The organism is Lichenicoccus sp., assembly GCF_965277665.1.
GTDB lineage: Bacteria > Pseudomonadota > Alphaproteobacteria > Acetobacterales > Acetobacteraceae > Lichenicoccus.
The window spans coordinates 2,261,413-2,281,005 of record NZ_OZ255835.1 but is presented as its reverse complement, the minus strand read 5'-3'; the positions used below and the strand labels follow the sequence as shown (position 1 = coordinate 2,281,005).

Here is a 19,593-nt window from a genome sequence, read left to right as displayed (position 1 = left end):
CGAGAAAGCCCTCTTATGGATCGAATCGCCGACGGAAGCGGGTCACAGTCCGCGTTCGCGTTTGATTCTGTCCCATGCGGCGTTGATCCGCGCGACGCGGTCGCCCGACTTGGCGATGGTCGCCTCGGGCGCGCCGCGAGCGGTCATGAGATCCGGATGGTGCTCGCGCATGAGCTGCCGCCAGGTCTGCCGGATCTCGTCATCGGTGGCGCCCGGCTTCAGGCCGAGCACCGCATAGGCATCCGGCTCGTCCGAGCTGGGCCGGGCGGCGCCGCTCTCGGCGCGTTCCCACGACGCCTTGGTCAGTCCCAGCGTCGCGTGCACGCGCTTGAGGAAGTCGAGCTCGCGCGCATTGACCGGCCCGTCGGCGCGCGCGATGGCGAACAGCGCCACCAGCACATCCTCGAGCACCAGCCGGTTGTCGGCAAAGGCGCTCGCCAGTTCGGCGGCGAAGGGCTCGAAATCGTCGGTGCGGGCCCGCGCCTGGTCGAACAGGCGGCCGATCTCGCGGGTCGATTCCGGCGGGATGCGGAAGCAGCGCTTGAAGGTGTCGATCTCGGCCCGGTTGACCGGCGCGTCGACCTTGGCGAGCTTTGCCGACAGCACCACGGCGACGATGGCGAACAGCTGGTCCTTGCGGCCCATGACTGCCGCCATGCGGAGCGCGACCCGGGCCGCGGCACTGGTCGGATCGGGCGCCAGCCTGGCGCGGGCATCGCCGCCCACCGCACTCAGCCAGCCGCCACCCTGCGGCGGCTCCAGCAGTGAACCCCGGTCCGCGGCATGGCCGAGCGCTGCGCCGATCACCGCTCCGGGCGGTCCGCCAACGGCGAACCCGGTCACCGCGCCGAACACCTTGCCCCAGATTGCCATGCCTCGCCCAATATCACGCGCCTGCCTTGTCGGCCAACCAGCCCCTCAGGCCCGACCGGAAGTCAATGTCGCCTCGATTGGGGCAGCCGGTTTCCCCCCGGCACCCTACGGGTGGCCCGGCCCCGGGTTGCCGAGGCGGCGGCCGATCAGGCGATCGGCAGGCGCGGGCGGTCGGTGCATACCGTGTGCGCCAGCTTGAGCAGCGAGCGGGCGCTGCGGCCGAGGCCGGCCTGGTCCGCCTGCTCGGCCAGCATGAGCAGCTGGTGCGACAGGGTCAGCGGACTCACCGGCATGGCGGAAACCAGGTAGCTGGTCGGGTTGATGGAGAGCATCGGGATTTTCCTCTGGATGGGATCAGGAGCCGTCCCGGCCCCGGTCTCGTTCGACATCCTGACCATGGCGGACGGAACTTACCCGAAAGTTAACAGCCGGAAGATTTGTCGCAATTTTTCATGCAACCTGCGCGCGCAACATGGCCTGTTCCAGGGCGTGCACACGCAGCGCCGATGCGAGCGGCCGGGTCGGGTCGCGGGCCTGGTCGATCCCGGCCACCAGCGCCGCCAGGCCGATGCCGTTAGCACCTGCGAGGCGTTCCAGCGCCCGCCAGAATTCCGGCTCCAGGGCGACCGACGTGCGGTGGCCGGACAGGGACAGGCTGCGCTTGACCAGGCCCCCCGCGTTCTCGCCGGCCCGGGTCATGCTGGCCGGAGTTTCCCGACCGCCCAGGCGGCCGCCTCCGCCACCACCGGATCCGGATCGCGCAACAAGGCGAGCGCTGCGCCCGACAGCGCCGGGGTCTGCGCGTTGCCGATCGCGATCAGCACGTTGCGCACGAACCGGTCGCGCCCGATGCGCTTGATCGGCGAGCCCGCGAACCGGGCGCGAAAGCCGGCCTCGTCGAGTGCTGCCAGCTCTGCCAGCGGCGGCGCGCGCAGGTCGTCACGCGCCTGCAGCTTCGCCTCGCGCGCGACACCGGCGAAGCGGTTCCACGGGCAGGCGGCGAGGCAATCGTCGCAGCCATAGATGCGGTTGCCGATCGCGGCGCGGAACTCGTGCGGGATCGGGCCGGCATGCTCGATGGTCAGGTAGGAGATGCAGCGCCTGGCATCGAGGCGGTACGGCGCGGGAAACGCGTCGGTCGGGCAGGCAGCAAGGCAGGCGGTGCAGCTGCCGCAGCCGCCGGCGGAACGCGCTGAGGGTGGCAACTCCAGGGTCGTGTAGATCTCGCCGAGGAACAGCCAGGAGCCGTGCCGGCGCGACACCAGGTTGGTGTGCTTGCCCTGCCAGCCGAGCCCGGCGCGCTCGGCGAGCGGCTTTTCCATCACCGGCGCGGTGTCGACGAACACCTTCACATCTGCGCCGCCGGCCGCCTTCACCATGAACTGCGCGAGGTGCTTGAGCATGCCGCGGACCACATCGTGATAGTCGCGGTTGCGGGCGTACACCGAGATGCCGCCACGATCCGGCCGCTCTTGGATGGCGCGTGGATCCTCGTCCGGTGCGTACGAAAGTCCCAGTGCGATGACGCTGCGCGCCTCCGGCCACAAGGTGCGAGGATCGGACCGCTGCTCCTGGCGCGCCGCCAGCCAGTCCATCTCGCCATGCGCGCCGCTGGCGAGGAAGTCGGCGAGGCGTATGCGTGCCTCCGGACCCAGCCTGGCCTCGGCGAAGCCGACGGCATCGAAGCCGAGCGAGAGCGCCTTGTCGCGGATGCGGTCGCGCAGTGCGAGGGTGTTGTTCATGCCGGTGGATCGCCTTCGGCCCAGGCCTGCCGCAGCGTCGCCGCATGGCTTTCGAGCCGCCGCTCCAGGATCGCCGCGCGCATGCCGCGCATCAGCGACTGGTAGTATTCGAGGTTGTGCCAGCTCAGCAGCATCGGCCCGAGCATCTCCCCGGCGCGGAACAGGTGGTGCAGGTAGCCGCGCGTGTGCCGGGTGCAGGCGAGGCACGCGCAACCCGGCTGCAGCGGACGCAGGTCGCCGGCATGCCGGGCGTTGCGCAGGTTGAGCGCGCCGGCGCCGGTATAGGCGCGCGCGGTGCGTCCGGCGCGCGTCGGCAGCACGCAGTCGAACATGTCGATCCCGCGCAGCACCGCGCCGAGCAGGTCGTCCGGGGTGCCCACCCCCATCAGGTAGCGCGGGGCCGCGTCCGGCAGCAGCGGCACCGTGGCGTCCAGCGTCGCGAACATCAGCTTCTGGCCCTCGCCGACCGCAAGCCCGCCGATCGCATAGCCCTCGAAGCCGATCGCCCGCAGCGCCCGCACGCTGTCGGCGCGCAGGGCCGCGTCGGTGCCGCCCTGCACGATGCCGAACTGGGCATAGCCCGGGCGCGGCACGAAGGCCGCGCGCGAGCGGGCCGCCCAGCGCATCGAGAGCTGCATCGAGGCGGCGATCGCCTCGAGGCTGGCCGGCAGCTGCAGGCACTCGTCGAAGCACATGCTGATAGTGGCATCGAGCGCGTGCTGGATCTGCGTCGAGCGCTCGGGGGTCAGGCGGTGGGCGCTGCCGTCGAGGTGCGAGCGGAACGTCACCCCGTCGGCATCGAGATGGCGCAGCGCGCCCAGCGACATCACCTGGAACCCGCCGGAATCGGTCAGGATCGGTCCCGGCCAGTCCATGAAGCGGTGCAGGCCACCCAATGCCTGCACCCGCTCGGCGCCGGGGCGCAGCATCAGGTGGTAGGTGTTGGAGAGCACGATGCCGGCACCGGTGGCGCGCACCGCATCCATCGTCATCGCCTTGACCGTGCCCGCGGTGCCGACCGGCATGAAGGTCGGCGTCGGCACGTCGCCATGCGCGGTGTGCAGCGTGCCGGCCCGGGCGGCGGCATCCGAGCCCGCGCTGCTCCAGGCGAAATTCATGCGTCGGCAGCCGGGTCGCGGTGCAGCAGGCAGGCGTCGCCATACGAATAGAACCGGTACTTCTCCCGCACCGCATGCGCATAGGCCTCGCGCATGCGGTCATGGCCGGCAAAGGCGCATACCAGCATGAACAGCGTCGAACGCGGCAGGTGGAAGTTGGTCAGCAGCAGGTCGGCGGTGCGAAACCGGTGCCCGGGCCGGATGAACAGCCTGGTTTCGGCTGCCATTGGCCGCACCCGGCCGGTCTCGTCCACGGCACTCTCCAGAAGTCGCAGGCTGGTGGTGCCGACGGCGACGATCCGGCCGCCAGCGGCCCGGGTGCGGTTGATCGCGTCCGCCGCCTCCGCGCTGACGATGCCGCGCTCGGGATGCATCGTGTGGCTGGCGACATCGTCGCCGCGCATCGGCAGGAAGGTGCCGGCGCCGACATGCAGCGTGACCGTGGTGCGCGCAATGCCGGCCGCCGCCAGCGCGTGGAGCAGCGCGGGCGTGAAGTGCAACCCGGCGGTGGGGGCGGCGACGGCGCCGTCATGGCGCGCGAACACGGTCTGGTAGTCCTGGCGGTCGGCCTCGGTCGGACCCGCCGGCCGCTCGATATAGGGCGGCAGGGCCAGCGCGCCGGTCTCGCGCAGGAAGCGGTCGAACGCCTGACCCGCGACCGAGAAGCGCAGCACCGCGCCGCCCTCGTCGTCGCGCGAGACGATGCGGGCGGTGACCGGAGCGCTTCCAGGGCTGGCTTCGAAGTGCAGGTCCTCGCCGGCCTGGGTGCGGCGGGCATTGCGCAGCAAAGCGTGCCAGCTGCCGTCCGGCAGGATACGGTCCAGCGTGATGCCGATGCGGGCGCCGGGAATGGCAAGGCCGCCCATCACGGCTGCGGCGCCCAGGCTTGGAGCCCGGCGGGCAGCGAGCTGCGCCGGGATCACCGCGGTGTCGTTGGCGACCAGCAGGTCGCCCGGTCGCAGCAGCCCGGAAAGGTCGCGGACCACAGTGTCCGACAGCCCGTGCGGCGACACCTCGAGCAGCCGCGCACTCTCGCGCGGTCGCGCCGGCGTCTGGGCGACCAGCGCGTCCGGCAGCGCGAAGTCGAAGTCCCTCGTCAGGAGGGTAGGTGACGGGACGGGATCGGGCATGGCGCGGACCATGTGCCGTCCGGGCACCCGGAAGTCGAGGGGCAAGTAGCGCTTGATCCGGTGGTCCCGTGCATGGTTTCTCGCTTCGGTCCGGCAACCGGGGATTGCGTGCCTTGATCCAGATGCGCGTGCGGAGCCTGTTGCTGTGCGGAGTGGTCGGCCTCGCCGGCTGCGCGGTCGATGATTCCGTGGTCGCGCACCGGGCGCAGCGTGTGCTGGTCGGGCTGCGCGAGGTCGACCTGGTCGCCTGCCTCGGCAGCCCCGACCAGCACACCAGCTTCCCGGGCACGGACGTGCTGACCTGGTACAGCGCCTCGAGTTCCGCCGTCAGCCTGGCGCCGCCCATCGTCGGCGGCATCTCGCTCTCCTTCGGCGGCAACTGCCACATCACCGCGCGCGCCGACGACGGCATCGTCACCAACGTGCTGTATTCCGGCGAGAAGAACGCGATCTTCGCCACCGACGCGTTCTGCGCGCCTTTGGTGACGACCTGCCTCGGCTATCTCGACGCACATCCGCCGGTGCGGCCGGCGAGCGCCCACCGCATTGGTGCTTCAGGCACCATGTCGGGTGCGCAGCCGGTCGCGGCCGGCGCCGTCAGCGCAGCACCACAGCCAGGCGTCTCGCACGGCTCGCTGCCCTCGAACACCCCGACCTCCGCGCCGAACTGATGCATCGTTTTGATTGTCGGTTCTGAGATCATCGATTAACTTGCAATCATTGATGACAGGACGACTGATGGCCAGTATCACGATCCGCAACATCGAGGATGCGCTCAAGTCGCGTCTGCGCGTCCAGGCGGCCTTCCATGGGCGCTCGATGGAGGACGAGGCACGCGACATCCTCCGCTCGGCCCTTAATCGAGAGCCGGCCCGGCCCGGCAGTCTCGTCGCTTCGATCCGCGCCCGCTTCAGTCATCTCGGTGGGGTCGAGCTGCCTGCGATGACGCGCGAGCCGATGCGCGAGCCGCCGTCCTTCGGACCGTGATCTTGCTCGACACCAACATTCTATCCGAGTTGATGCGTGTGGTCCCGAGCCCCGCAGTCGAAGAGTGGCTCGCAGGACAGCCGGACGCCAGCGTGTTCATCTCCGCGATCACCGAGGCCGAGCTGCTTTATGGCGTGGCGCTGCTGCCGGCTGGCAAGCGCCGCGCCGCGCTCACGGCCGAGGTCAGGGGAATGCTGGAGGAGGATTTCGGCGGCCGGGTCCTCCCCTTTGACAGCCTGGCAGCGCAGGCTTTTGCTGTCCTTGCAGCGGAGCGGCGGCAAGCCGGCAAACCCATCTCGCAAGCCGACGCCCAGACCGCCGCCATAGCGCGCTCACGCGGCGCTTCGCTTGCCACGAGAAACGTCTCCGATTTCCACGGCTGCGGCATCGAGATCATCGACCCGTGGAAAGCGGCCAACGGATGATCAGAATGACGCAGAATGCCCATCCACCGAAGCCTCGGGGTGGCACGGGCGTAGCTGCCGACCGCCTGAATGCGGCGATCGTCTGATGCCCCGCGTGACGCGCTCTCCGTCCCGCCGTGCTGCTACCACGGGAGCAGACCCCGCCGTTTCCACCAAAGACTACCGCCATAAGCAGGAAGCGGTAGCGCGCCCCGAAGTCGGAGCGGCGCCCCGGTTCCGAGCAAGGAAAGCTGGCACGAATGGCGTGCGAAGACGATCGCTACCTGATCACAGAGATCAAGGGCGCTGACTGGGAAGGCACTGCCGACATCAAAGCGCAGGCGGCGGTCCGCTGGTGCGCCGCGGTAAACGCAACAGGCCGCTTTGGAAAGTGGAACTATCTGCTGGCGCGAAATGGAAGCGAGTTAGTCGCCTACCTGAACTCGCTGTGACCAGCACCACCCCGCAAACCACAGGTTTCAACAGCGTCTCCCAACCAGAAATCAGGCAGCCACACCAATCGGTACGCCCGCAGCCCCCTCCTGGCCATCCTGCAGGATCGCGGTCTCCATGTCGTCGAGGTCGCGGCGCAGCATCTGCAGGGTGAAGCGCAGCGGCACCCCGGCGGTATCCCCCAGCGAGGCCAGCGTGTCGTCGAGATTGGCGATCTCGGCGGCACCGTCGCCCGGCGCCTGGACGCTGCGCGCACCCTGCTCGATGGCCTGGCAGCGCCGGGCGAGGCCGTCGAACACCTCCGTCAGCGCCTGGCTGGCACAGGCCAGGGTGTCACGCAGCCGGGTCGCATCGGGAAGCTCGTCCATCGCGCGGGTCACGAACAGCACGTCGCTCTGCAGCCGGCGCAGCATCGGCACCAGGCGGACCAGCAGCGGGTCGGCCTGCTCGAGCGCGCTGACATGCTCGCGCCGGGCCTCGAGCACCGCATCCGCGAGGCCGCGCAGGGCGGCGATGGCGGTGTCGTTCAGGGCGTCGCGCGTGGCCGCCGGGCCGCGGCCGCTCATAACCTCCTCGAGCAGTTGCCGCAGGACGCCCAGCATCTCGCGGGCACTGCCGAAGGCCTGCGCCCGCGCCCGCGAGCGGAACACCACGAACGAGACCACCAGGGACACCAGCGCGCCGGTCAGGATCGCCGCGACGCGGTCGATCGGCCGGTCGAACGGATGGCCGGGCGACGGAAACAGGAACACCACCACCAGCGTCACGCAGCTCAGCCGCAGCGTCGGCCGGGCGGCGGCCAGCAGGGCGAGCGGCGCCAGCATGACCCAGAACACCGGCATCCTCGGGTAGCCGAGCAGTTCGAGGCCAATGGCGCTGGCCCCGGCGGCCGCGCCGATCAGGGTGCCCGTGATCTGGTCGCGGCCGGCGGTCCAGGTGCCGGTGACGCTGCTCGAGGTGACGATGGCCGCGGTGATCAGCGCCCAGGGTGCCTCGCGCAGGCCGAAGAGTTGCGAGACTGCCGCGGACAGGAACACCGACACCAGGGTCCGCGCCGCCTGGCGCAGCCACGCCCGATGCTGTTGGCTGACAGCCTGGAAGATCATGTCCGGACCCCCCGGCAGGCTTAGCCCTAGAGCAGCATGACGTTAGTTGGAATCGCTCTGCGATGCCAACTAACTCATGAAGCTGCTCTATTTCACTCTCTAGCGGAGCATGATGTATGCATCATGCTCTAAGCTGATTTGGTCAGCCCTTATCCTTCAGGCCGCCGGACTTGCCGGACCCGACCGGCAGCGGCACGAAGCGGATCGCATCGCCATCCTGCACCAGCATCAGCACCGAGGCGCGCTTCGCCCGACGCGCGCGGTCGATCTGCTCCTGCAGGGCGGCCGGCGTCGCGACATCGGTCTGCTGCACCTCGACCACCACGTCGCCCGGCCGCAGACCGCGGTCGGCGGCAACGCCATCCTGCGACACGTCGGTGATCACCACGCCCTTCTGGCCATCGGAGAGCTGGTATTTCTGGCGCAGCGCCGGCGTGATCGGCGCCACCTTCATGCCGAGCGACGGCAGCGTCATCGAGGTGGCGGGCTGCGGCTTCGGGCTAGGCTTGCTGGCGGCCTGGGCCGGCTGCTCGGGGAACTCGCCGATCGGGATGGTCAGCGCCTGCCGGCGGCCGTCGCGCCAGATCGCGAACTGGCCGGCATCGCCGACCGGGGTCTCCGCCACCCGCCGCGGCAGGCTGCGACCGTCCACGTCCTTGCCGTCGAGCTGCAGGATCACGTCGCCGCTGCGCAGGCCGGCCTTTTCCGCCGGCCCCTTCGGCTCGACGCCGGCGATCAGCGCGCCGTGCGCGGTCTTCAGGCCGAGGCTGTCGGCGATGTCCTGGGTCACGTCCTGGATGCGCACGCCGATCCAGCCGCGCTTGGCATGGCCGAAGCGACGCAGCTGCTCGATGATCAGCCGCGCCTCGCTGGCCGGGATCGCGAAGCCGATGCCGATCGAGCCGCCCGACGGCGAGTAGATCGCGGTGTTGATGCCGATCACCTGGCCGTCCATGTTGAACAGCGGGCCACCCGAGTTGCCCTTGTTGATCGGGGCGTCGGTCTGGATGAAGTCGTCGTACGGGCCCTGCTGGATGTCGCGCCCGCGCGACGAGATGATGCCGGCGGTGACGGTGCCGGACAGCCCGAACGGGTTGCCGATCGCCAGCACCCAGTCTCCGACCCGCGACTTGTCGCTGTCGCCGAAGCTCACCGCGGTGAGCTTGTGGTCGGTATGGACCTGCAGCACGGCGAGGTCGGTGCGGTCGTCATGGCCGATCAGCTTGGCCTTCAGCACCGTGTTGTCCTGCAACGTGACGGTGATCTCCTCGGCGCCGCTGATGACATGGTTGTTGGTGACGATGATGCCGGACGGATCGACGATGAAGCCGGAGCCGAGCGCCTGCATCTTGCGCGGCGGCGCGTTCGGGCTGCCCTGGTTCTGGCGGTTCATGAAGTCGTGGAAGAACTTCTCGAACGGCGAGCCGGGCGGGAATGCCGGGATGTTCGGGCCCGGTCCGCCGCCGCCGCCGCCGCCTTGGTCGCCACCGCCGCCGCCGCCCTGGTCGTCATTGTCGTCGTCCGGGGTGTCGCTGGTGACCGTCTCGGTCGAGGAAATGTTGACCACCGCCGGCAGCAGGCTGGCCGCGAGGTCGGCGAAACTGTCGGGAGCGCCGCGCGCCACCGCCGGCGCGGGCAGCCCGGCCACGGTCGCCGCCGGCACTCCGGCCTGGAGCAGGGCCGCCGCGAGGCAGGCAAGACCCAGGCGGGCGGGACGGGGGGCAGGGCGCATATAACGGGTGTCCTCAGGGATCGGGAGGGCCATTCTCTAGCCGAAGCGGCGGCGTTTCCATAACGCCGCCGTCGTGGAAAAGCCGCAGTCACGCTGTCGCAGGGGCATCCGGGTGCAGCAGGGCGAGGCGGAGCCAGCCGGCCAGCGCCTCGCCCAGCAGCCGGTAGCCGGCATCGCCCATGTGCAGCCCGTCCGGCGACAGCCGGTCGCGATCCATGCCGGGCGTCATGCTCCAGCCCTGCATCATCTGGTAGCGCGGGAACACCGGCACCCCGGTCGCGGCACCCGCCTCGTGCAGCGCGGTGAGATAGGGCGGGAAGGCTTCGCACTCCTCCAGCATCCGGCAGAGCTGCTGGTCGACCAGCACGAGGTCGGCACCGGTGTGTGCGCGCAGCGTGAGCAGGTCCGCGCGGGTCAGCCGCGCGAACTCGCTCGCGGGAACCTCCTGCAGCGGGTCGTTGCTGCCGGTCTGGAACAGCACCAGGTCGGGCTCGCCCGCGATCACGTCGCCGAGCCGCGCATGCAGGTCGCGCGCATTGTTGCCGCCGACCCCGTGATTGGCGAGCGACACCGGCGCGATCCCGGACGCGACCAGGCTGGCCCGCATCACCTGCGGGAAGCTGTGGATCGGGGCGGACGCGCCGATGCCTTCGGTGGTCGAGGAGCCGAACACGGTGATGCGCAGCGTGCGGCCCGCCGCCACTGCACCCCGCGAGCGCGCGACATGGCCGGGCGACAGCCCGAACCCGAAGGCGCCAGAGAAGGCGGCGGAGTCGGTATCGTGGGCGCGGGCAGGATTCGGCGTGGTCTCGGGCATGAAGTCAGGATGCGGCGACGGGATCTTGATGGGAAGCGCCGCGGGCGCTCGCATCCGCCTGCTGGCGCTGCTCCGCCTTGCGTTCGGTCGTGCGTCCGGTTGTGCGTCCGGTTGTGCGTCCGGTTGTACGTTTCTGGGCCTGCTTGCGCAGGGCCTTGCGCCGGTCCAGCGCGCGCGCCAGCAGGTACAGCGTGCCCAGCCCGACCACGTTGATGCCGATCTGCAGCGCCCAGTGGGAGCCGAAGGTGGCGAACAGCAGCTTGGCGAGCAGGTCGAGCAGGGTGCCGGCGGAGAACACCTCCAGCGAGTGCCGGCCCAGCACCGCCAGCACCTGGCCGGCGCGGCCGGAGGCGAAGCGCTGCATCAGCGGGCTGCTCTGCACCAGGTAGAAGATCGAGAGCACGTCGATCAGGCGCAGCGGCGAGAGCGGCGTCTTCAGCGGCGGGTCGATGTCGAACGGCGCGAGGTTCGGCAGGTGCCATTGCGCCCACGGGAAGGCCTGCACGGCGCTGAAGCCGAGGTAGCCCCAGCAGAACGCCACCAGCAGGCGGTATCGCGGCAGGTCGCCGCCGCGCGCCTGGGTCACGCTCGCCGCGAGTGCGCCCAGCGTGAACAGGAACTGCCAGGCGAACGGGTTGAAGTACCAGCCGTCCGGGTCGAGCCAGTTCGGCAGGTTGAGCGCCGGATCGAGGTTGACCATCAGCCAGGCGCCGCCGCTGAGCGCCAGCGTCAGCCATCCGGAGCGCCGCGACACCCAGTAGATCACCGGGAACAGCAGCAGCAGCAGGATGTAGAGCGGCAGGATGTTGAGGTTGCCGGGCAGCGCCATCAGCGTCATCGCCCGCCACAGGCTGGTCCAGCCATGCGCCAGCTCCGGCTCCAGGAAGTCGACCGGCACCCAGTGGATCAGCCGCCACTGGGTGATGACGCCGATGCTCACCAGCAGCATGCCGACCTGGTAGAGGTAGAGCTTGCCGCAGCGCCGCAGCAGCCTGGACATCGCCGAGCGCACGCTCTCGCGGGCGAAGGCGCGGCCATAGGCCAGCATCGAGGCGAAGCCCGCGAGCAGCACGAAGATCTCGGCGGCGTCGCAGAAGCCGAGATTGCGCAGCGTGATCCGGTTGAGCACGTTGTCGGGGATGTGGTCGACGAACATCATCGCCAGCGCCACGCCGCGCAGGGCGTCGACCCGGTGATCGCGGCCCGGGCGCGGGGCCGCTCCGGGAGCGACTGCGGGCGCGCCGCCGGAAGCTGGGGCGCTGGATTGCGTCATCCGTTGTCCGGCTCCTGCATGCATCGCAACTCAGATAGGGAAGGCGGTGCGTCCGCTTCCAGTGCGTCGCTGGCCACCTTACCTTAAGTCACATCCGGCGGCCGGGTTGTTTCATCCGGCGCACCGCCTCAGGGGAAAAACATGGCCGAACTCGACGAGGCAACGGTGCTGCGCGCCCTTCAGGCGGTGATCGATCCCGCCAGCCGGCGTCCGCTGCCGTCCAGCGGCCGCATCGACAGCCTGGTCGTGCGCGGCGGCCTGGTGCATCTGGCGCTGCTCGCCGCGCGGGAGGAACAGCCCGCAATGGAGCGTGTCGCGGCGGCGGCCGAGGCGGCGGTGCGCGCGGTGCGCGGGGTCGTGAATGCGACCGTGCTCCTCACTGCACATCGCCCAGCGGCTGCCGCGGCTCCCGCTCCCTCGCATGCGCCGCTCAAGCTTGGCGCCGCCGCGCCCGAGGGCAAGCTGCTACCCGAGGTGAAGCGGATCGTGGCAGTCGCCTCCGGCAAGGGCGGCGTCGGGAAGTCCACCACCGCGGTCAACCTCGCGGTCGGGCTCGCCCGGCGCGGCCTCGCGGTCGGGCTGCTGGATGCCGACATCCACGGCCCGAGCCTGCCGCGCATGCTGGGCATCACCACGCGCCCCGAGCTGCAGGACAAGCGCATGCTGCCGATCGAGGCCTGGGGCATCCGGGCGATGTCGATGGGGTTCCTGGTCGAGGAACGCACCGCGATGATCTGGCGCGGGCCGATGGTGATGGGCGCGCTGGTCCAGCTCATCGGCGAGGTCGCGTGGGGTGCGCTCGACGTGCTGGTGGTGGACATGCCGCCCGGCACCGGCGACGCGCAGCTGACCATGGCGCAGAAGGTATCCTTGGCGGGGGCGGTGATCGTCTCGACGCCGCAGGACATCGCGCTGCTCGATGCGCGCCGCGGGGTGGCGATGTTCGAGAAGACCAACGTGCCGGTGCTGGGCATCGTCGAGAACATGTCGTTCTTCTGCTGCCCGGCGTGCGGCCATCGCACCGAGCTGTTCGGCCATGGCGGCGCGCGGCGCGAGGCGCAAGCGCTGGGGGTGCCGTTCCTGGCCGAGATCCCGCTGCTGCTCGACATACGCACCAGCTCGGATGCCGGCACCCCGATCATGGCCTCGGCGCCGGACAGCGACGCAGGCCGCGCCTACGCGGTGCTGGCCGGCAGGGTGGCGGCGGCGCTGCGGCTCGAGACCTGATCCCGCGCGCTCAGCGACTGGCGCAATCGACCCGCCCGCTGCCGACGCAGTCCTGGTAGTTCATGTACGACTTGACCATCGGGAACAGATAGAGGCCGAGCGCCATCAGCCCGAGCAGTGCCACAAGCACGATCCAGGGGGTGAAGTCCGGCAGCCGCCGCCCGGAGGTCAGCGGCGGCGGTGGCCGGCGTTCCGGATCGTCTCTCACCCGGGCGCCGGCGGGACCGCGGCCAGCACGGCCTGCATCTCGTCCCACTCGCGCCGGCTGAGGCCGCTCTGCGGCTGCGCCACCGTCTCGCCGGCGAGCTGGCGCCGCAGTACCGCCAGCATCGAGGCGGAGAACGTAAAGGCGCCGAGCCGGTACTCCTCGAACGCCGCGCAGGCGACCGGCACCCAGGCGCGGACGGTCTGCAGCATCGCCTCCGCATAGACCCGGATCTCGTACTGCGCGTGCGCATCGAGTCGCAGCGACAGGAAGCCGAGCAGATTGTGCAGGTCGGCCTTCCAGTACCACTGGGTATAGGTGTTGAGCGTCAGGTTCATGCGTGCCAGTTCGCGCGCCAGGCCGTAGCCGACCTCCGGGGCCTCGGGGGAACCGCCCTCGCCGAGCATCAGTTCGTAGTGGTCGTGGCAGCGGCCGGCATCCTCGCGCAGCAGGTCGAGCACTGCTGCGGCCGCGTCCCCTTCGAGCACAGATCCGCGGCCCTGGCGGTTGCTGACACTCTGGGCGGCGAGGTGCCGCGGCTCGGGGATGTAGAATTCGCGGTCCAGCACGGAGTAGCGCGCCGAGACCTCGTTCACGCTGGCCATCCGGTGGCGGATCCACTGGCGCGCCACGAAGATCGGCAGCTTCACATGGTACTTGATCTCGCACATCTCGAACGGCGTCGAGTGCCGGTGGCGCATCAGGTAGCGGATCAGCCCGGCATCCTCGCTCACCTTGCGGGTGCCGCGCCCGTACGAGACGCGGGCCGCCTGCACGATGGCGCCGTCGTCGCCCATATAGTCCACGACCCGCACGAAGCCATGGTCGAGCACCGGCAGCGCCGTCTGCAGCATGGCCTCAAGCGCCGGCACGGTCGCCCGGCGCGTCGGCTGGGTGGCGTCGCGGGCGTCGGCGGACAGGTCGTGGTCTGGCGTCATGGCGTCCGGTCTAGCATCGGGGCGTCCGGTCTAGCATCGGGGGCAGCGCCTCACCACGCCGGTCTGCGCGGCTGCTGCAAATCGGGGTTCGTTGAACCCTTCCCTATTGCACGGGACGCGCCTACATTCGAACCGTTGCGCCTTCGGGCAAGACTATGGCGATAAACGGTGCGTGGAATAATCGTTGTGGACCCGGGGGCAGTGCCCGGCGCCTCCACCATCTTACCTCCGGGATCGGGCAACCGGGCCGGGGATCATGGGGGCGACACAGGCTCGACACGCGTGGTAAAGACCCATCTTTTGCTCGGCATTGTACCGCCGTTATCGGGCTAAAACACAGGTGCCAACGATAACTTCGAGGCGCTCGCTGTCGCTGCATAAGTGACAAGCGCGGTACGGGGGGGCACCGGGCAACAGAAGCCCCCCCACTGTTCTTGCCGTCGTGAGAGGCTACGGCGAACCCCGGGGCTGTTGCGAACCCGGCCCCTTTCCTGGCGGGACCACCGGCCTTGTGGTCGCAAGGGGGGCATGGCAACAGATGAAGGTCCCGGAGCGGTAGCCACCACGGAGAGGCCGATGAGCGACGAATTCGACGGCGACGGCCCGGCCGGTGCGACCGGGGGCGAGGACGATCCGGGGCTGCCGCCGAGCCTGCTGCCGTACGAGCGCTGGGTCGAGGACGCCTACCGCCAGGTCATGGTCAACGCGCTGGCCTTCGCGCGCGACGAGGGGCTGCCGGGCCAGCACCATTTCTACCTCACCTTCCTGACCGCGGCCCCCGGCGTGGCGATTCCGGACCGGCTGCGCGCGCAGTATCCGCAGGAGATGACCATCGTCCTGCAGCACCAGTTCTGGGACCTCAAGGTGGATGCGGCGGACGCGGTGATGAGCGTCGGCCTGTCGTTCGGCGGCATCCCCTCGACGCTGGTGATCCCGTTCACCGCCATCACCGGCTTTGCCGATCCGCAGGTTCGCATGGTGCTGCGCTTCACCCCGCCTGGCGACGCGGCGGCATTGGTCAACGCCGGCTCGAAGCCGGCAACTTCGGCCGACCGCCAGCCCGAGCCGGCGCTGGTGCCGGCGGCCGAACCCGCGGACACCGAGGCAGCGGAGCCGGACGCGACCCCGCAGGTGGTCAGCCTCGATGCCTTCAGGCGGCGCGGCCCGACCGGCAGTTGAACCGGCCTGGACGAGGCCCAGGTGAATGAGATGAACGCGATACCGCCCCGGGGCGCCCCTCGCGACTTCGCCTACACGCCGATGTTCCCGCTGGCCGACGATGCGACGCCGTGGCGCCGGCTCGACCTCGCCGGCGTCTGCACGATGCAGGTGGCCGGCCGCACCGTGCTGCAGGTGCAGCCCGAGGCGCTGACCGAACTCGCGGCACAAGCGTTCCGCGACGTGAGCCACCTGCTGCGGCCCGGCCACCTGGCCCAGCTGCGACGCATCCTCGATGATCCGGACGCGTCGGCGAACGACCGTTTCGTGGCACTGGATCTGCTCAAGAACGCCGCGATCGCCGCCGGCGGCGTGCTGCCGATGTGCCAGGATACCGGCACCGCGATCGTGTTCGGCAAGAAGGGCCAGCGCGTCTGGGTCGAGGGCGACGAGGAGGCGGCGCTCTCGTACGGCGTGCACCGCACCTATACCGAGACCAACCTGCGCTACTCGCAGATGGCGCCGCTGACCATGTTCGACGAGGTCAATACCGGCAACAACCTGCCGGTGCAGTTCGACATCGCGGCGGCTCCCGGCGAGCATCATGCCGACGAGCTGCACCTGATGTTCATCGCCAAGGGCGGCGGCTCGGCCAACAAGACCTTCCTGTTCCAGGAGACGCGGGCGCTGCTGGCCTCTCCCGCGAAGCTGCTCGACTGGCTGGGGACCAAGATACGCACGCTGGGCACCTCGGCCTGCCCGCCCTACCACCTGGCGATCGCGATCGGCGGCACCTCGGCGGAACTCACGCTCAAGACCGTCAAGCTCGCCTCGACCAGGTGGCTCGACGGATTGCCGCGCGAGGGCAGCAAGCTCGGCCACGCCTTTCGCGATGTCGAGCTCGAAGCCGAGGTGCACCGGCTGACCCAGCGGCTCGGCATCGGCGCGCAGTTCGGCGGCAAGTATTTCTGCCACGACGTGCGGGTGATCCGGCTGCCGCGGCACGGCGCCAGCCTGCCGGTCGGCATCGGCGTGTCGTGCTCGGCCGACCGCCAGATCAAGGCCAAGATCACCCCCCAGGGCATCTTCCTCGAACAGCTCGAGGCCGACCCCGCGCACTACCTGCCCGAGGCGACCGACGCGGCGCTCGGCGGCGAGGTGGTCGCGGTCGATCTCAACCGGCCGATGCGCGAAATCCGGGCGCAGCTTTCGCGCCATCCGGTGAAGACCCGGCTGTCGCTCACCGGGACCGTCGTGGTGGCGCGCGACATCGCGCACGCCAAGTTCAAGGAGCGGCTGGATCGCGGCGAGGGCGTGCCGGACTATCTGCGCGACCACCCGGTCTATTATGCGGGACCGGCCAAGACGCCCGAGGGCATGCCGACCGGATCGTTCGGTCCGACCACGGCCGGACGCATGGACAGCTACGTGGCCAGCCTGCAGGAAGCCGGCGGCTCGTTCGTCATGCTGGCCAAGGGCAACCGCTCCAATTCGGTCAGGGAGGCCTGCCGGCGCTTCGGCGGCTTCTATCTCGGCTCGGTCGGCGGCGCGGCGGCGCGCCTCGCGCAGGACTGCATCCGCCGCGTCGAGACGCTGGAATATCCCGAGCTCGGCATGGAAGCGGTCTGGCGGATCGAGGTCGAGAATTTTCCCGCCTTCATCGTCATCGACGACAAGGGCAACGATTTCTATGACGGTTTGACCTGATGCGCTTCACCGTCGACCGCCTCGACCACATCGTCATCACCTGCCGCGACGTCGAGATCACCGCGTCATGGTACCAGCGCGTGCTCGGCATGGAGCGCGAGGAGTATGGCCGCAACAACCGGTGCGCGCTGAAGTTCGGTGGCCAGAAGGTCAACCTGCGGCCCTATGGCACCGAAGGCTGGATCACCGCCGACGACGCCATTCCGGGCTGCCAGGACCTGTGCTTCGTGACCGCGGTACGCACCGAGGACATCATCGAGCACCTGCAGATCTGCGGCGTCACCGTGACCGAAGGCCCGGTCGAGCGCCTGGGCGCGCTAGGCCCCACGGTGTCGGTCTATTGCCATGACCCGGACGGCAACCTGATCGAAATCTCCTGCTACGCCGGCTGAATCCATCTACTCGCTACTGGCCCCCAGGAGGCTGCTCGAAAACGCCTGGTGCTGGATGAGAGCGGCCGCTTGAGGCCGCGCCCGGCGTGACTTTCCGAGCACCGCAGCGGAGCGCAGGAAAGGCGCGTCGGATCGCCAGCAATAGGTGTTTGCGAGTAGCCTCTACTGGAACGGCAGGTAGCGGAAGCTGAGAAAGATCATGTTGTCGTCGGTGCTGGGGCTGCCGCCGACGCCTTCGAACGCGGTCTTGCGGGTGTAGGAATACTGGATGCCGGTCTGCATGGTGCCATAGTCGCCGCGCAGGAACCGCCACCAGGCGCCGAGCGTGCCCTGCACCACGCCCGAGGTGTTGGCGGTGCAGGGTTGCGCAAGCGGGCTGGTGATCGGCTGCTCGGTGTCGCAGCCGACATTGCTGTACAGCGGACTGCCGTAGCCGTACCCCTTCTTGCCCTCGGTGTAGCTCTCGCGGTGGGTGATCTGTTCGGTGCCGACATAGGCGTAGAGGTCGAACCGGGAGGCCGGGTGCGCCACCAGCCCGGCCAGCGCGATGATCTCCGGCAGCGGCTGGGGCGCCCCGGTACGCGAGAAGGTGGCGTCCGGTAGCTGCGCCGAGCCATACCGGCCGATGCCTTCGCCGGCCAGGACGCTGGCGGTCAGTTCGAGCTTGCCCGGGACCAGCGGCACGATCGCGTCGCCGCCGCCGCCGCCCGCCAGCACGGTGTGGTTGTCGCCGCTGCCGATCACGCTGGTGCGGTCGTGCAGGAAGCGGGCAAGCCCGTACAGCTCGTAGTGTCCCAAGCCCGGATCGGCCGTCGCCTTCAGGATCACGTCGGGCGCGATATCGTCGGAATAGCTGGTGTCGGGGTTCAGCGTGCCGCTGCCGGTGTTGGTGGCATCCACGGTGCCGTCGAGCGAGCCGGTGCCGTTGCCGCCGGTGAAGTAGCTCGCCTGCGGGCTCTCGAACGACAGGCCGAGATCGAACCGGTCATCGTCGAAGCCCTTGACGAAGCGGATGCCGACATTGCGGGTCCAGACGAAGCCGGGCACGAACTGGGCATCGATGGTGAGCGGCGTGTTCTCCTGGCGCGGTATGATGCCGATGCGGTTCTGCGTCAGCAGCGAATAGGACTGCCCGCCGAGCACGTAGAAGTCCCAGTCGTTGCGGGAAATCTGCGCGTAGAGCTGGCGTTCGCGCAGCACGTAGCTGTTGCTCTCGCCCGAGTTCGAGCTGGAGCCGGCGCCCTGGAAGTCCGCCTCCCAGTATGCGGTGAGCTTGGTCACGGGGTCCGCGTCGGCTTCGACCAGCAGCGAGACGCGGCTGGCGCGGCTCGACTCGCGGAACTCCGGCGTGTGGTAGTTCGGGCTGCTCGCGTACGGGATGGTGTTGTTGAAGTTGCTGGCGATGTCGAGGGTCTCGTTGCGCGACCGGATGATGCTGTCCGCGGTGATGAAGCCGCCGAGCGTCACCCGCACGCCCAGCAGCTCGAACTGGCCCCGGTTCAGCTTCGGGCCGGGATAGATCACCGGCGTGGGCACGCCGCCGACATTGACGTAGGGACCGTATTTCGGAATGCCCCCGGGTCCGGCCGGCCCCAGCATGTAGCCGGGCGGCGCCGATAGCGGCTGCGGCGCCAGCGGCTGGCCGGTGCCGTTGGTGATGCGTTGCGACACCGACATCGCCTGGCGGTTCGCGGCCTCGGCTTCCGCGCGGGCTGCGCGCACATCGGCGTCGCGCTTCGCCAGGCTGCGCTTCATGCGGCCGAGCTCGCCCTGCAGGTTGCGTATCTGCTTCTCGATCGCGCTGATTTGGGCACCGGTATCGTCGGCCCGGCTCGGAGCCGCATGCGCGAGCGCGGCGCCGGCCAGCGCAGCGCCGGCCAGCAGGGAGGCTCTCGAGGCGTTGTTTCTGCGCATACCGAAATCCACGGTGTCCGTATGTGAATGGGCCATTGAACAGCCCGGTCGACATTTCGTAGTCGGACCGGCGTCGATTTATCAAGACGTCCTTTCACGGCCGCGTGTCCGATGATGCAATAATGACACAGGACCAATGGAAATGGCGTTCGGCGGCCGATCGCGCGCGGTGGCGGCCGGCATGTCTGGACCGGCCTCGGCTTGTCGTTTTGAATGGCTGCACTGGAACCACTGGTTCCGACAGGAGAACCGCAGTGAAGATCGTTGCCTTGATGCTTGGCCTCGGCTTGCTTGCCGCGTGTACTCCGAACACGCCGCCGAGGCAGATCTCGAACGATCGGCTGCATAACGGCAACCCGCCGCTGACCGGCACGCTGCCGAACGGCGTGATCGGGGATAACGTCACGCATTAACGGT

At 69.5% G+C, this 19,593-nt stretch carries 22 protein-coding genes and 1 other RNA gene; 10 read left to right on the top strand and 13 right to left on the bottom strand.

Annotated elements, in window-relative coordinates:
* Nucleotides 1–42 precede the first annotated feature (42 nt).
* The 6 genes from ACQY4O_RS10490 to queA form a co-directional block, all read right to left on the bottom strand.
* On the bottom strand, nt 43–873 hold the full coding sequence (locus ACQY4O_RS10490) for a TerB family tellurite resistance protein (RefSeq protein WP_428376329.1): 831 nt from the start codon (nt 871–873) through the stop codon (nt 43–45).
* Between the two features lie 146 nt (nt 874–1,019).
* A complete protein-coding gene (locus ACQY4O_RS10485; protein WP_428376328.1) occupies nt 1,020–1,205 on the bottom strand; it encodes a hypothetical protein in 186 nt (61 codons plus the stop codon).
* Nucleotides 1,206–1,323: 118 nt separating this feature from the next.
* Nucleotides 1,324–1,572, bottom strand: coding sequence for a ribbon-helix-helix domain-containing protein (locus ACQY4O_RS10480; RefSeq protein ID WP_428376327.1), 249 nt, complete (start codon nt 1,570–1,572; stop codon nt 1,324–1,326).
* Nucleotides 1,569–2,615, bottom strand: a complete 1,047-nt coding sequence (queG, locus tag ACQY4O_RS10475; RefSeq protein ID WP_428376326.1) for a tRNA epoxyqueuosine(34) reductase QueG — start codon at nt 2,613–2,615, stop codon at nt 1,569–1,571. The genes ACQY4O_RS10480 and queG overlap by 4 nt, the downstream gene beginning before the upstream one ends.
* Nucleotides 2,612–3,733: a tRNA guanosine(34) transglycosylase Tgt gene (gene tgt, locus ACQY4O_RS10470; protein WP_428376325.1), complete on the bottom strand. Its 1,122-nt coding sequence runs from the start codon at nt 3,731–3,733 to the stop codon at nt 2,612–2,614. Before tgt ends, queG begins: the two co-directional genes overlap by 4 nt.
* Nucleotides 3,730–4,863: a tRNA preQ1(34) S-adenosylmethionine ribosyltransferase-isomerase QueA gene (queA, locus tag ACQY4O_RS10465; protein ID WP_428378166.1), complete on the bottom strand. Its 1,134-nt coding sequence runs from the start codon at nt 4,861–4,863 to the stop codon at nt 3,730–3,732. Before queA ends, tgt begins: the two co-directional genes overlap by 4 nt.
* Before the next feature lie 113 nt (nt 4,864–4,976).
* On the opposite strand from queA, the gene ACQY4O_RS10460 reads away from it, so the two are divergent.
* The 4 genes from ACQY4O_RS10460 to ACQY4O_RS10445 all read left to right on the top strand — a co-directional run bounded on the left by ACQY4O_RS10460 (nt 4,977) and on the right by ACQY4O_RS10445 (nt 6,706).
* Nucleotides 4,977–5,534: a hypothetical protein gene (locus ACQY4O_RS10460; RefSeq protein ID WP_428376324.1), complete on the top strand. Its 558-nt coding sequence runs from the start codon at nt 4,977–4,979 to the stop codon at nt 5,532–5,534.
* Nucleotides 5,535–5,601: 67 nt separating this feature from the next.
* Nucleotides 5,602–5,850: a FitA-like ribbon-helix-helix domain-containing protein gene (locus tag ACQY4O_RS10455; RefSeq protein ID WP_428376323.1), complete on the top strand. Its 249-nt coding sequence runs from the start codon at nt 5,602–5,604 to the stop codon at nt 5,848–5,850.
* Entirely contained in the window at nt 5,847–6,275 is a 429-nt protein-coding gene (locus ACQY4O_RS10450; protein WP_428376322.1) for a type II toxin-antitoxin system VapC family toxin, read from the top strand. Before ACQY4O_RS10455 ends, ACQY4O_RS10450 begins: the two co-directional genes overlap by 4 nt.
* Before the next feature lie 239 nt (nt 6,276–6,514).
* Nucleotides 6,515–6,706, top strand: a complete 192-nt coding sequence (locus ACQY4O_RS10445; RefSeq protein ID WP_428376321.1) for a hypothetical protein — start codon at nt 6,515–6,517, stop codon at nt 6,704–6,706.
* A gap of 51 nt (nt 6,707–6,757) precedes the next feature.
* On the opposite strand, the gene ACQY4O_RS10440 is transcribed toward ACQY4O_RS10445, so the two are convergent.
* The 4 genes from ACQY4O_RS10440 to ACQY4O_RS10425 form a co-directional block, all read right to left on the bottom strand.
* Complete coding sequence (locus ACQY4O_RS10440) at nt 6,758–7,813, bottom strand: FUSC family protein (RefSeq protein ID WP_428376320.1); 1,056 nt, start codon at nt 7,811–7,813, stop codon at nt 6,758–6,760.
* A gap of 142 nt (nt 7,814–7,955) precedes the next feature.
* Entirely contained in the window at nt 7,956–9,545 is a 1,590-nt protein-coding gene (locus ACQY4O_RS10435; protein WP_428376319.1) for a DegQ family serine endoprotease, read from the bottom strand.
* Nucleotides 9,546–9,633: 88 nt separating this feature from the next.
* Nucleotides 9,634–10,362, bottom strand: coding sequence for an SGNH/GDSL hydrolase family protein (locus ACQY4O_RS10430; protein WP_428376318.1), 729 nt, complete (start codon nt 10,360–10,362; stop codon nt 9,634–9,636).
* Between the two features lie 4 nt (nt 10,363–10,366).
* Nucleotides 10,367–11,635 carry an OpgC family protein gene (locus ACQY4O_RS10425; protein ID WP_428376317.1) on the bottom strand — a complete coding sequence of 423 codons (1,269 nt, stop codon included), beginning with the start codon at nt 11,633–11,635 and terminating at the stop codon, nt 10,367–10,369.
* 141 nt (nt 11,636–11,776) lie between these two features.
* Here ACQY4O_RS10425 and ACQY4O_RS10420 point away from each other — a divergent pair, with 141 nt between their 5' ends.
* On the top strand, nt 11,777–12,862 hold the full coding sequence (locus ACQY4O_RS10420; RefSeq protein ID WP_428376316.1) for a P-loop NTPase: 1,086 nt from the start codon (nt 11,777–11,779) through the stop codon (nt 12,860–12,862).
* A 10-nt stretch (nt 12,863–12,872) separates the two neighbouring features.
* Here the strand turns inward: ACQY4O_RS10420 and ACQY4O_RS10415 are convergent, their stop codons facing one another.
* Together ACQY4O_RS10415 and thyX are read right to left on the bottom strand one after the other, a co-directional pair.
* Entirely contained in the window at nt 12,873–13,070 is a 198-nt protein-coding gene (locus ACQY4O_RS10415) for a hypothetical protein (RefSeq protein ID WP_428376315.1), read from the bottom strand.
* The gene (thyX, locus tag ACQY4O_RS10410) at nt 13,067–14,005 is read right to left on the bottom strand and encodes an FAD-dependent thymidylate synthase (protein WP_428376314.1); all 939 of its coding nucleotides are present in this window, start codon (nt 14,003–14,005) and stop codon (nt 13,067–13,069) included. Before thyX ends, ACQY4O_RS10415 begins: the two co-directional genes overlap by 4 nt.
* Before the next feature lie 95 nt (nt 14,006–14,100).
* On the opposite strand from thyX, the gene ssrA reads away from it, so the two are divergent.
* The 4 genes from ssrA (at nt 14,101) to ACQY4O_RS10390 (ending at nt 17,262) form a co-directional block, all read left to right on the top strand.
* Nucleotides 14,101–14,435, top strand: a transfer-messenger RNA (tmRNA) gene (gene ssrA / locus ACQY4O_RS10405).
* A gap of 146 nt (nt 14,436–14,581) precedes the next feature.
* Nucleotides 14,582–15,184 carry an SspB family protein gene (locus tag ACQY4O_RS10400; protein WP_428376313.1) on the top strand — a complete coding sequence of 201 codons (603 nt, stop codon included), beginning with the start codon at nt 14,582–14,584 and terminating at the stop codon, nt 15,182–15,184.
* A gap of 30 nt (nt 15,185–15,214) precedes the next feature.
* Nucleotides 15,215–16,870 (top strand): fumarate hydratase, encoded by a 1,656-nt coding sequence (locus ACQY4O_RS10395; RefSeq protein ID WP_428376312.1) that lies wholly within the window; start codon nt 15,215–15,217, stop codon nt 16,868–16,870.
* On the top strand, nt 16,870–17,262 hold the full coding sequence (locus tag ACQY4O_RS10390) for a VOC family protein (RefSeq protein WP_428376311.1): 393 nt from the start codon (nt 16,870–16,872) through the stop codon (nt 17,260–17,262). The genes ACQY4O_RS10395 and ACQY4O_RS10390 overlap by 1 nt, the downstream gene beginning before the upstream one ends.
* Before the next feature lie 162 nt (nt 17,263–17,424).
* Here the strand turns inward: ACQY4O_RS10390 and ACQY4O_RS10385 are convergent, their stop codons facing one another.
* Nucleotides 17,425–19,176: a hypothetical protein gene (locus ACQY4O_RS10385; protein WP_428376310.1), complete on the bottom strand. Its 1,752-nt coding sequence runs from the start codon at nt 19,174–19,176 to the stop codon at nt 17,425–17,427.
* 254 nt (nt 19,177–19,430) lie between these two features.
* Here ACQY4O_RS10385 and ACQY4O_RS10380 point away from each other — a divergent pair, with 254 nt between their 5' ends.
* Entirely contained in the window at nt 19,431–19,589 is a 159-nt protein-coding gene (locus ACQY4O_RS10380) for a hypothetical protein (RefSeq protein WP_428376309.1), read from the top strand.
* Nucleotides 19,590–19,593 lie beyond the last annotated feature (4 nt).

What these genes read in the sequence shown, in the direction of transcription:
- ACQY4O_RS10445 (WP_428376321.1), top strand. Translation starts at nt 6,515, where the DNA reads ATGGCGTGCGAAGACGATCGCTACCTGATCACAGAGATCAAGGGCGCT.
- ACQY4O_RS10395 (WP_428376312.1), top strand. Translation starts at nt 15,215, where the DNA reads ATGAACGCGATACCGCCCCGGGGCGCCCCTCGCGACTTCGCCTACACG.
- ACQY4O_RS10455 (WP_428376323.1), top strand. Translation starts at nt 5,602, where the DNA reads ATGGCCAGTATCACGATCCGCAACATCGAGGATGCGCTCAAGTCGCGT.
- ACQY4O_RS10430 (WP_428376318.1), bottom strand. Translation starts at nt 10,362, where the DNA reads ATGCCCGAGACCACGCCGAATCCTGCCCGCGCCCACGATACCGACTCC.
- ACQY4O_RS10400 (WP_428376313.1), top strand. Translation starts at nt 14,582, where the DNA reads ATGAGCGACGAATTCGACGGCGACGGCCCGGCCGGTGCGACCGGGGGC.
- ACQY4O_RS10385 (WP_428376310.1), bottom strand. Translation starts at nt 19,176, where the DNA reads ATGCGCAGAAACAACGCCTCGAGAGCCTCCCTGCTGGCCGGCGCTGCG.
- ACQY4O_RS10435 (WP_428376319.1), bottom strand. Translation starts at nt 9,545, where the DNA reads ATGCGCCCTGCCCCCCGTCCCGCCCGCCTGGGTCTTGCCTGCCTCGCG.
- ACQY4O_RS10425 (WP_428376317.1), bottom strand. Translation starts at nt 11,635, where the DNA reads ATGACGCAATCCAGCGCCCCAGCTTCCGGCGGCGCGCCCGCAGTCGCT.
- ACQY4O_RS10485 (WP_428376328.1), bottom strand. Translation starts at nt 1,205, where the DNA reads ATGCTCTCCATCAACCCGACCAGCTACCTGGTTTCCGCCATGCCGGTG.
- tgt (WP_428376325.1), bottom strand. Translation starts at nt 3,733, where the DNA reads ATGAATTTCGCCTGGAGCAGCGCGGGCTCGGATGCCGCCGCCCGGGCC.
- ACQY4O_RS10420 (WP_428376316.1), top strand. Translation starts at nt 11,777, where the DNA reads ATGGCCGAACTCGACGAGGCAACGGTGCTGCGCGCCCTTCAGGCGGTG.
- ACQY4O_RS10390 (WP_428376311.1), top strand. Translation starts at nt 16,870, where the DNA reads ATGCGCTTCACCGTCGACCGCCTCGACCACATCGTCATCACCTGCCGC.
- ACQY4O_RS10480 (WP_428376327.1), bottom strand. Translation starts at nt 1,572, where the DNA reads ATGACCCGGGCCGGCGAGAACGCGGGGGGCCTGGTCAAGCGCAGCCTG.
- queG (WP_428376326.1), bottom strand. Translation starts at nt 2,615, where the DNA reads ATGAACAACACCCTCGCACTGCGCGACCGCATCCGCGACAAGGCGCTC.
- ACQY4O_RS10490 (WP_428376329.1), bottom strand. Translation starts at nt 873, where the DNA reads ATGGCAATCTGGGGCAAGGTGTTCGGCGCGGTGACCGGGTTCGCCGTT.
- thyX (WP_428376314.1), bottom strand. Translation starts at nt 14,005, where the DNA reads ATGACGCCAGACCACGACCTGTCCGCCGACGCCCGCGACGCCACCCAG.
- queA (WP_428378166.1), bottom strand. Translation starts at nt 4,863, where the DNA reads ATGCCCGATCCCGTCCCGTCACCTACCCTCCTGACGAGGGACTTCGAC.
- ACQY4O_RS10440 (WP_428376320.1), bottom strand. Translation starts at nt 7,813, where the DNA reads ATGATCTTCCAGGCTGTCAGCCAACAGCATCGGGCGTGGCTGCGCCAG.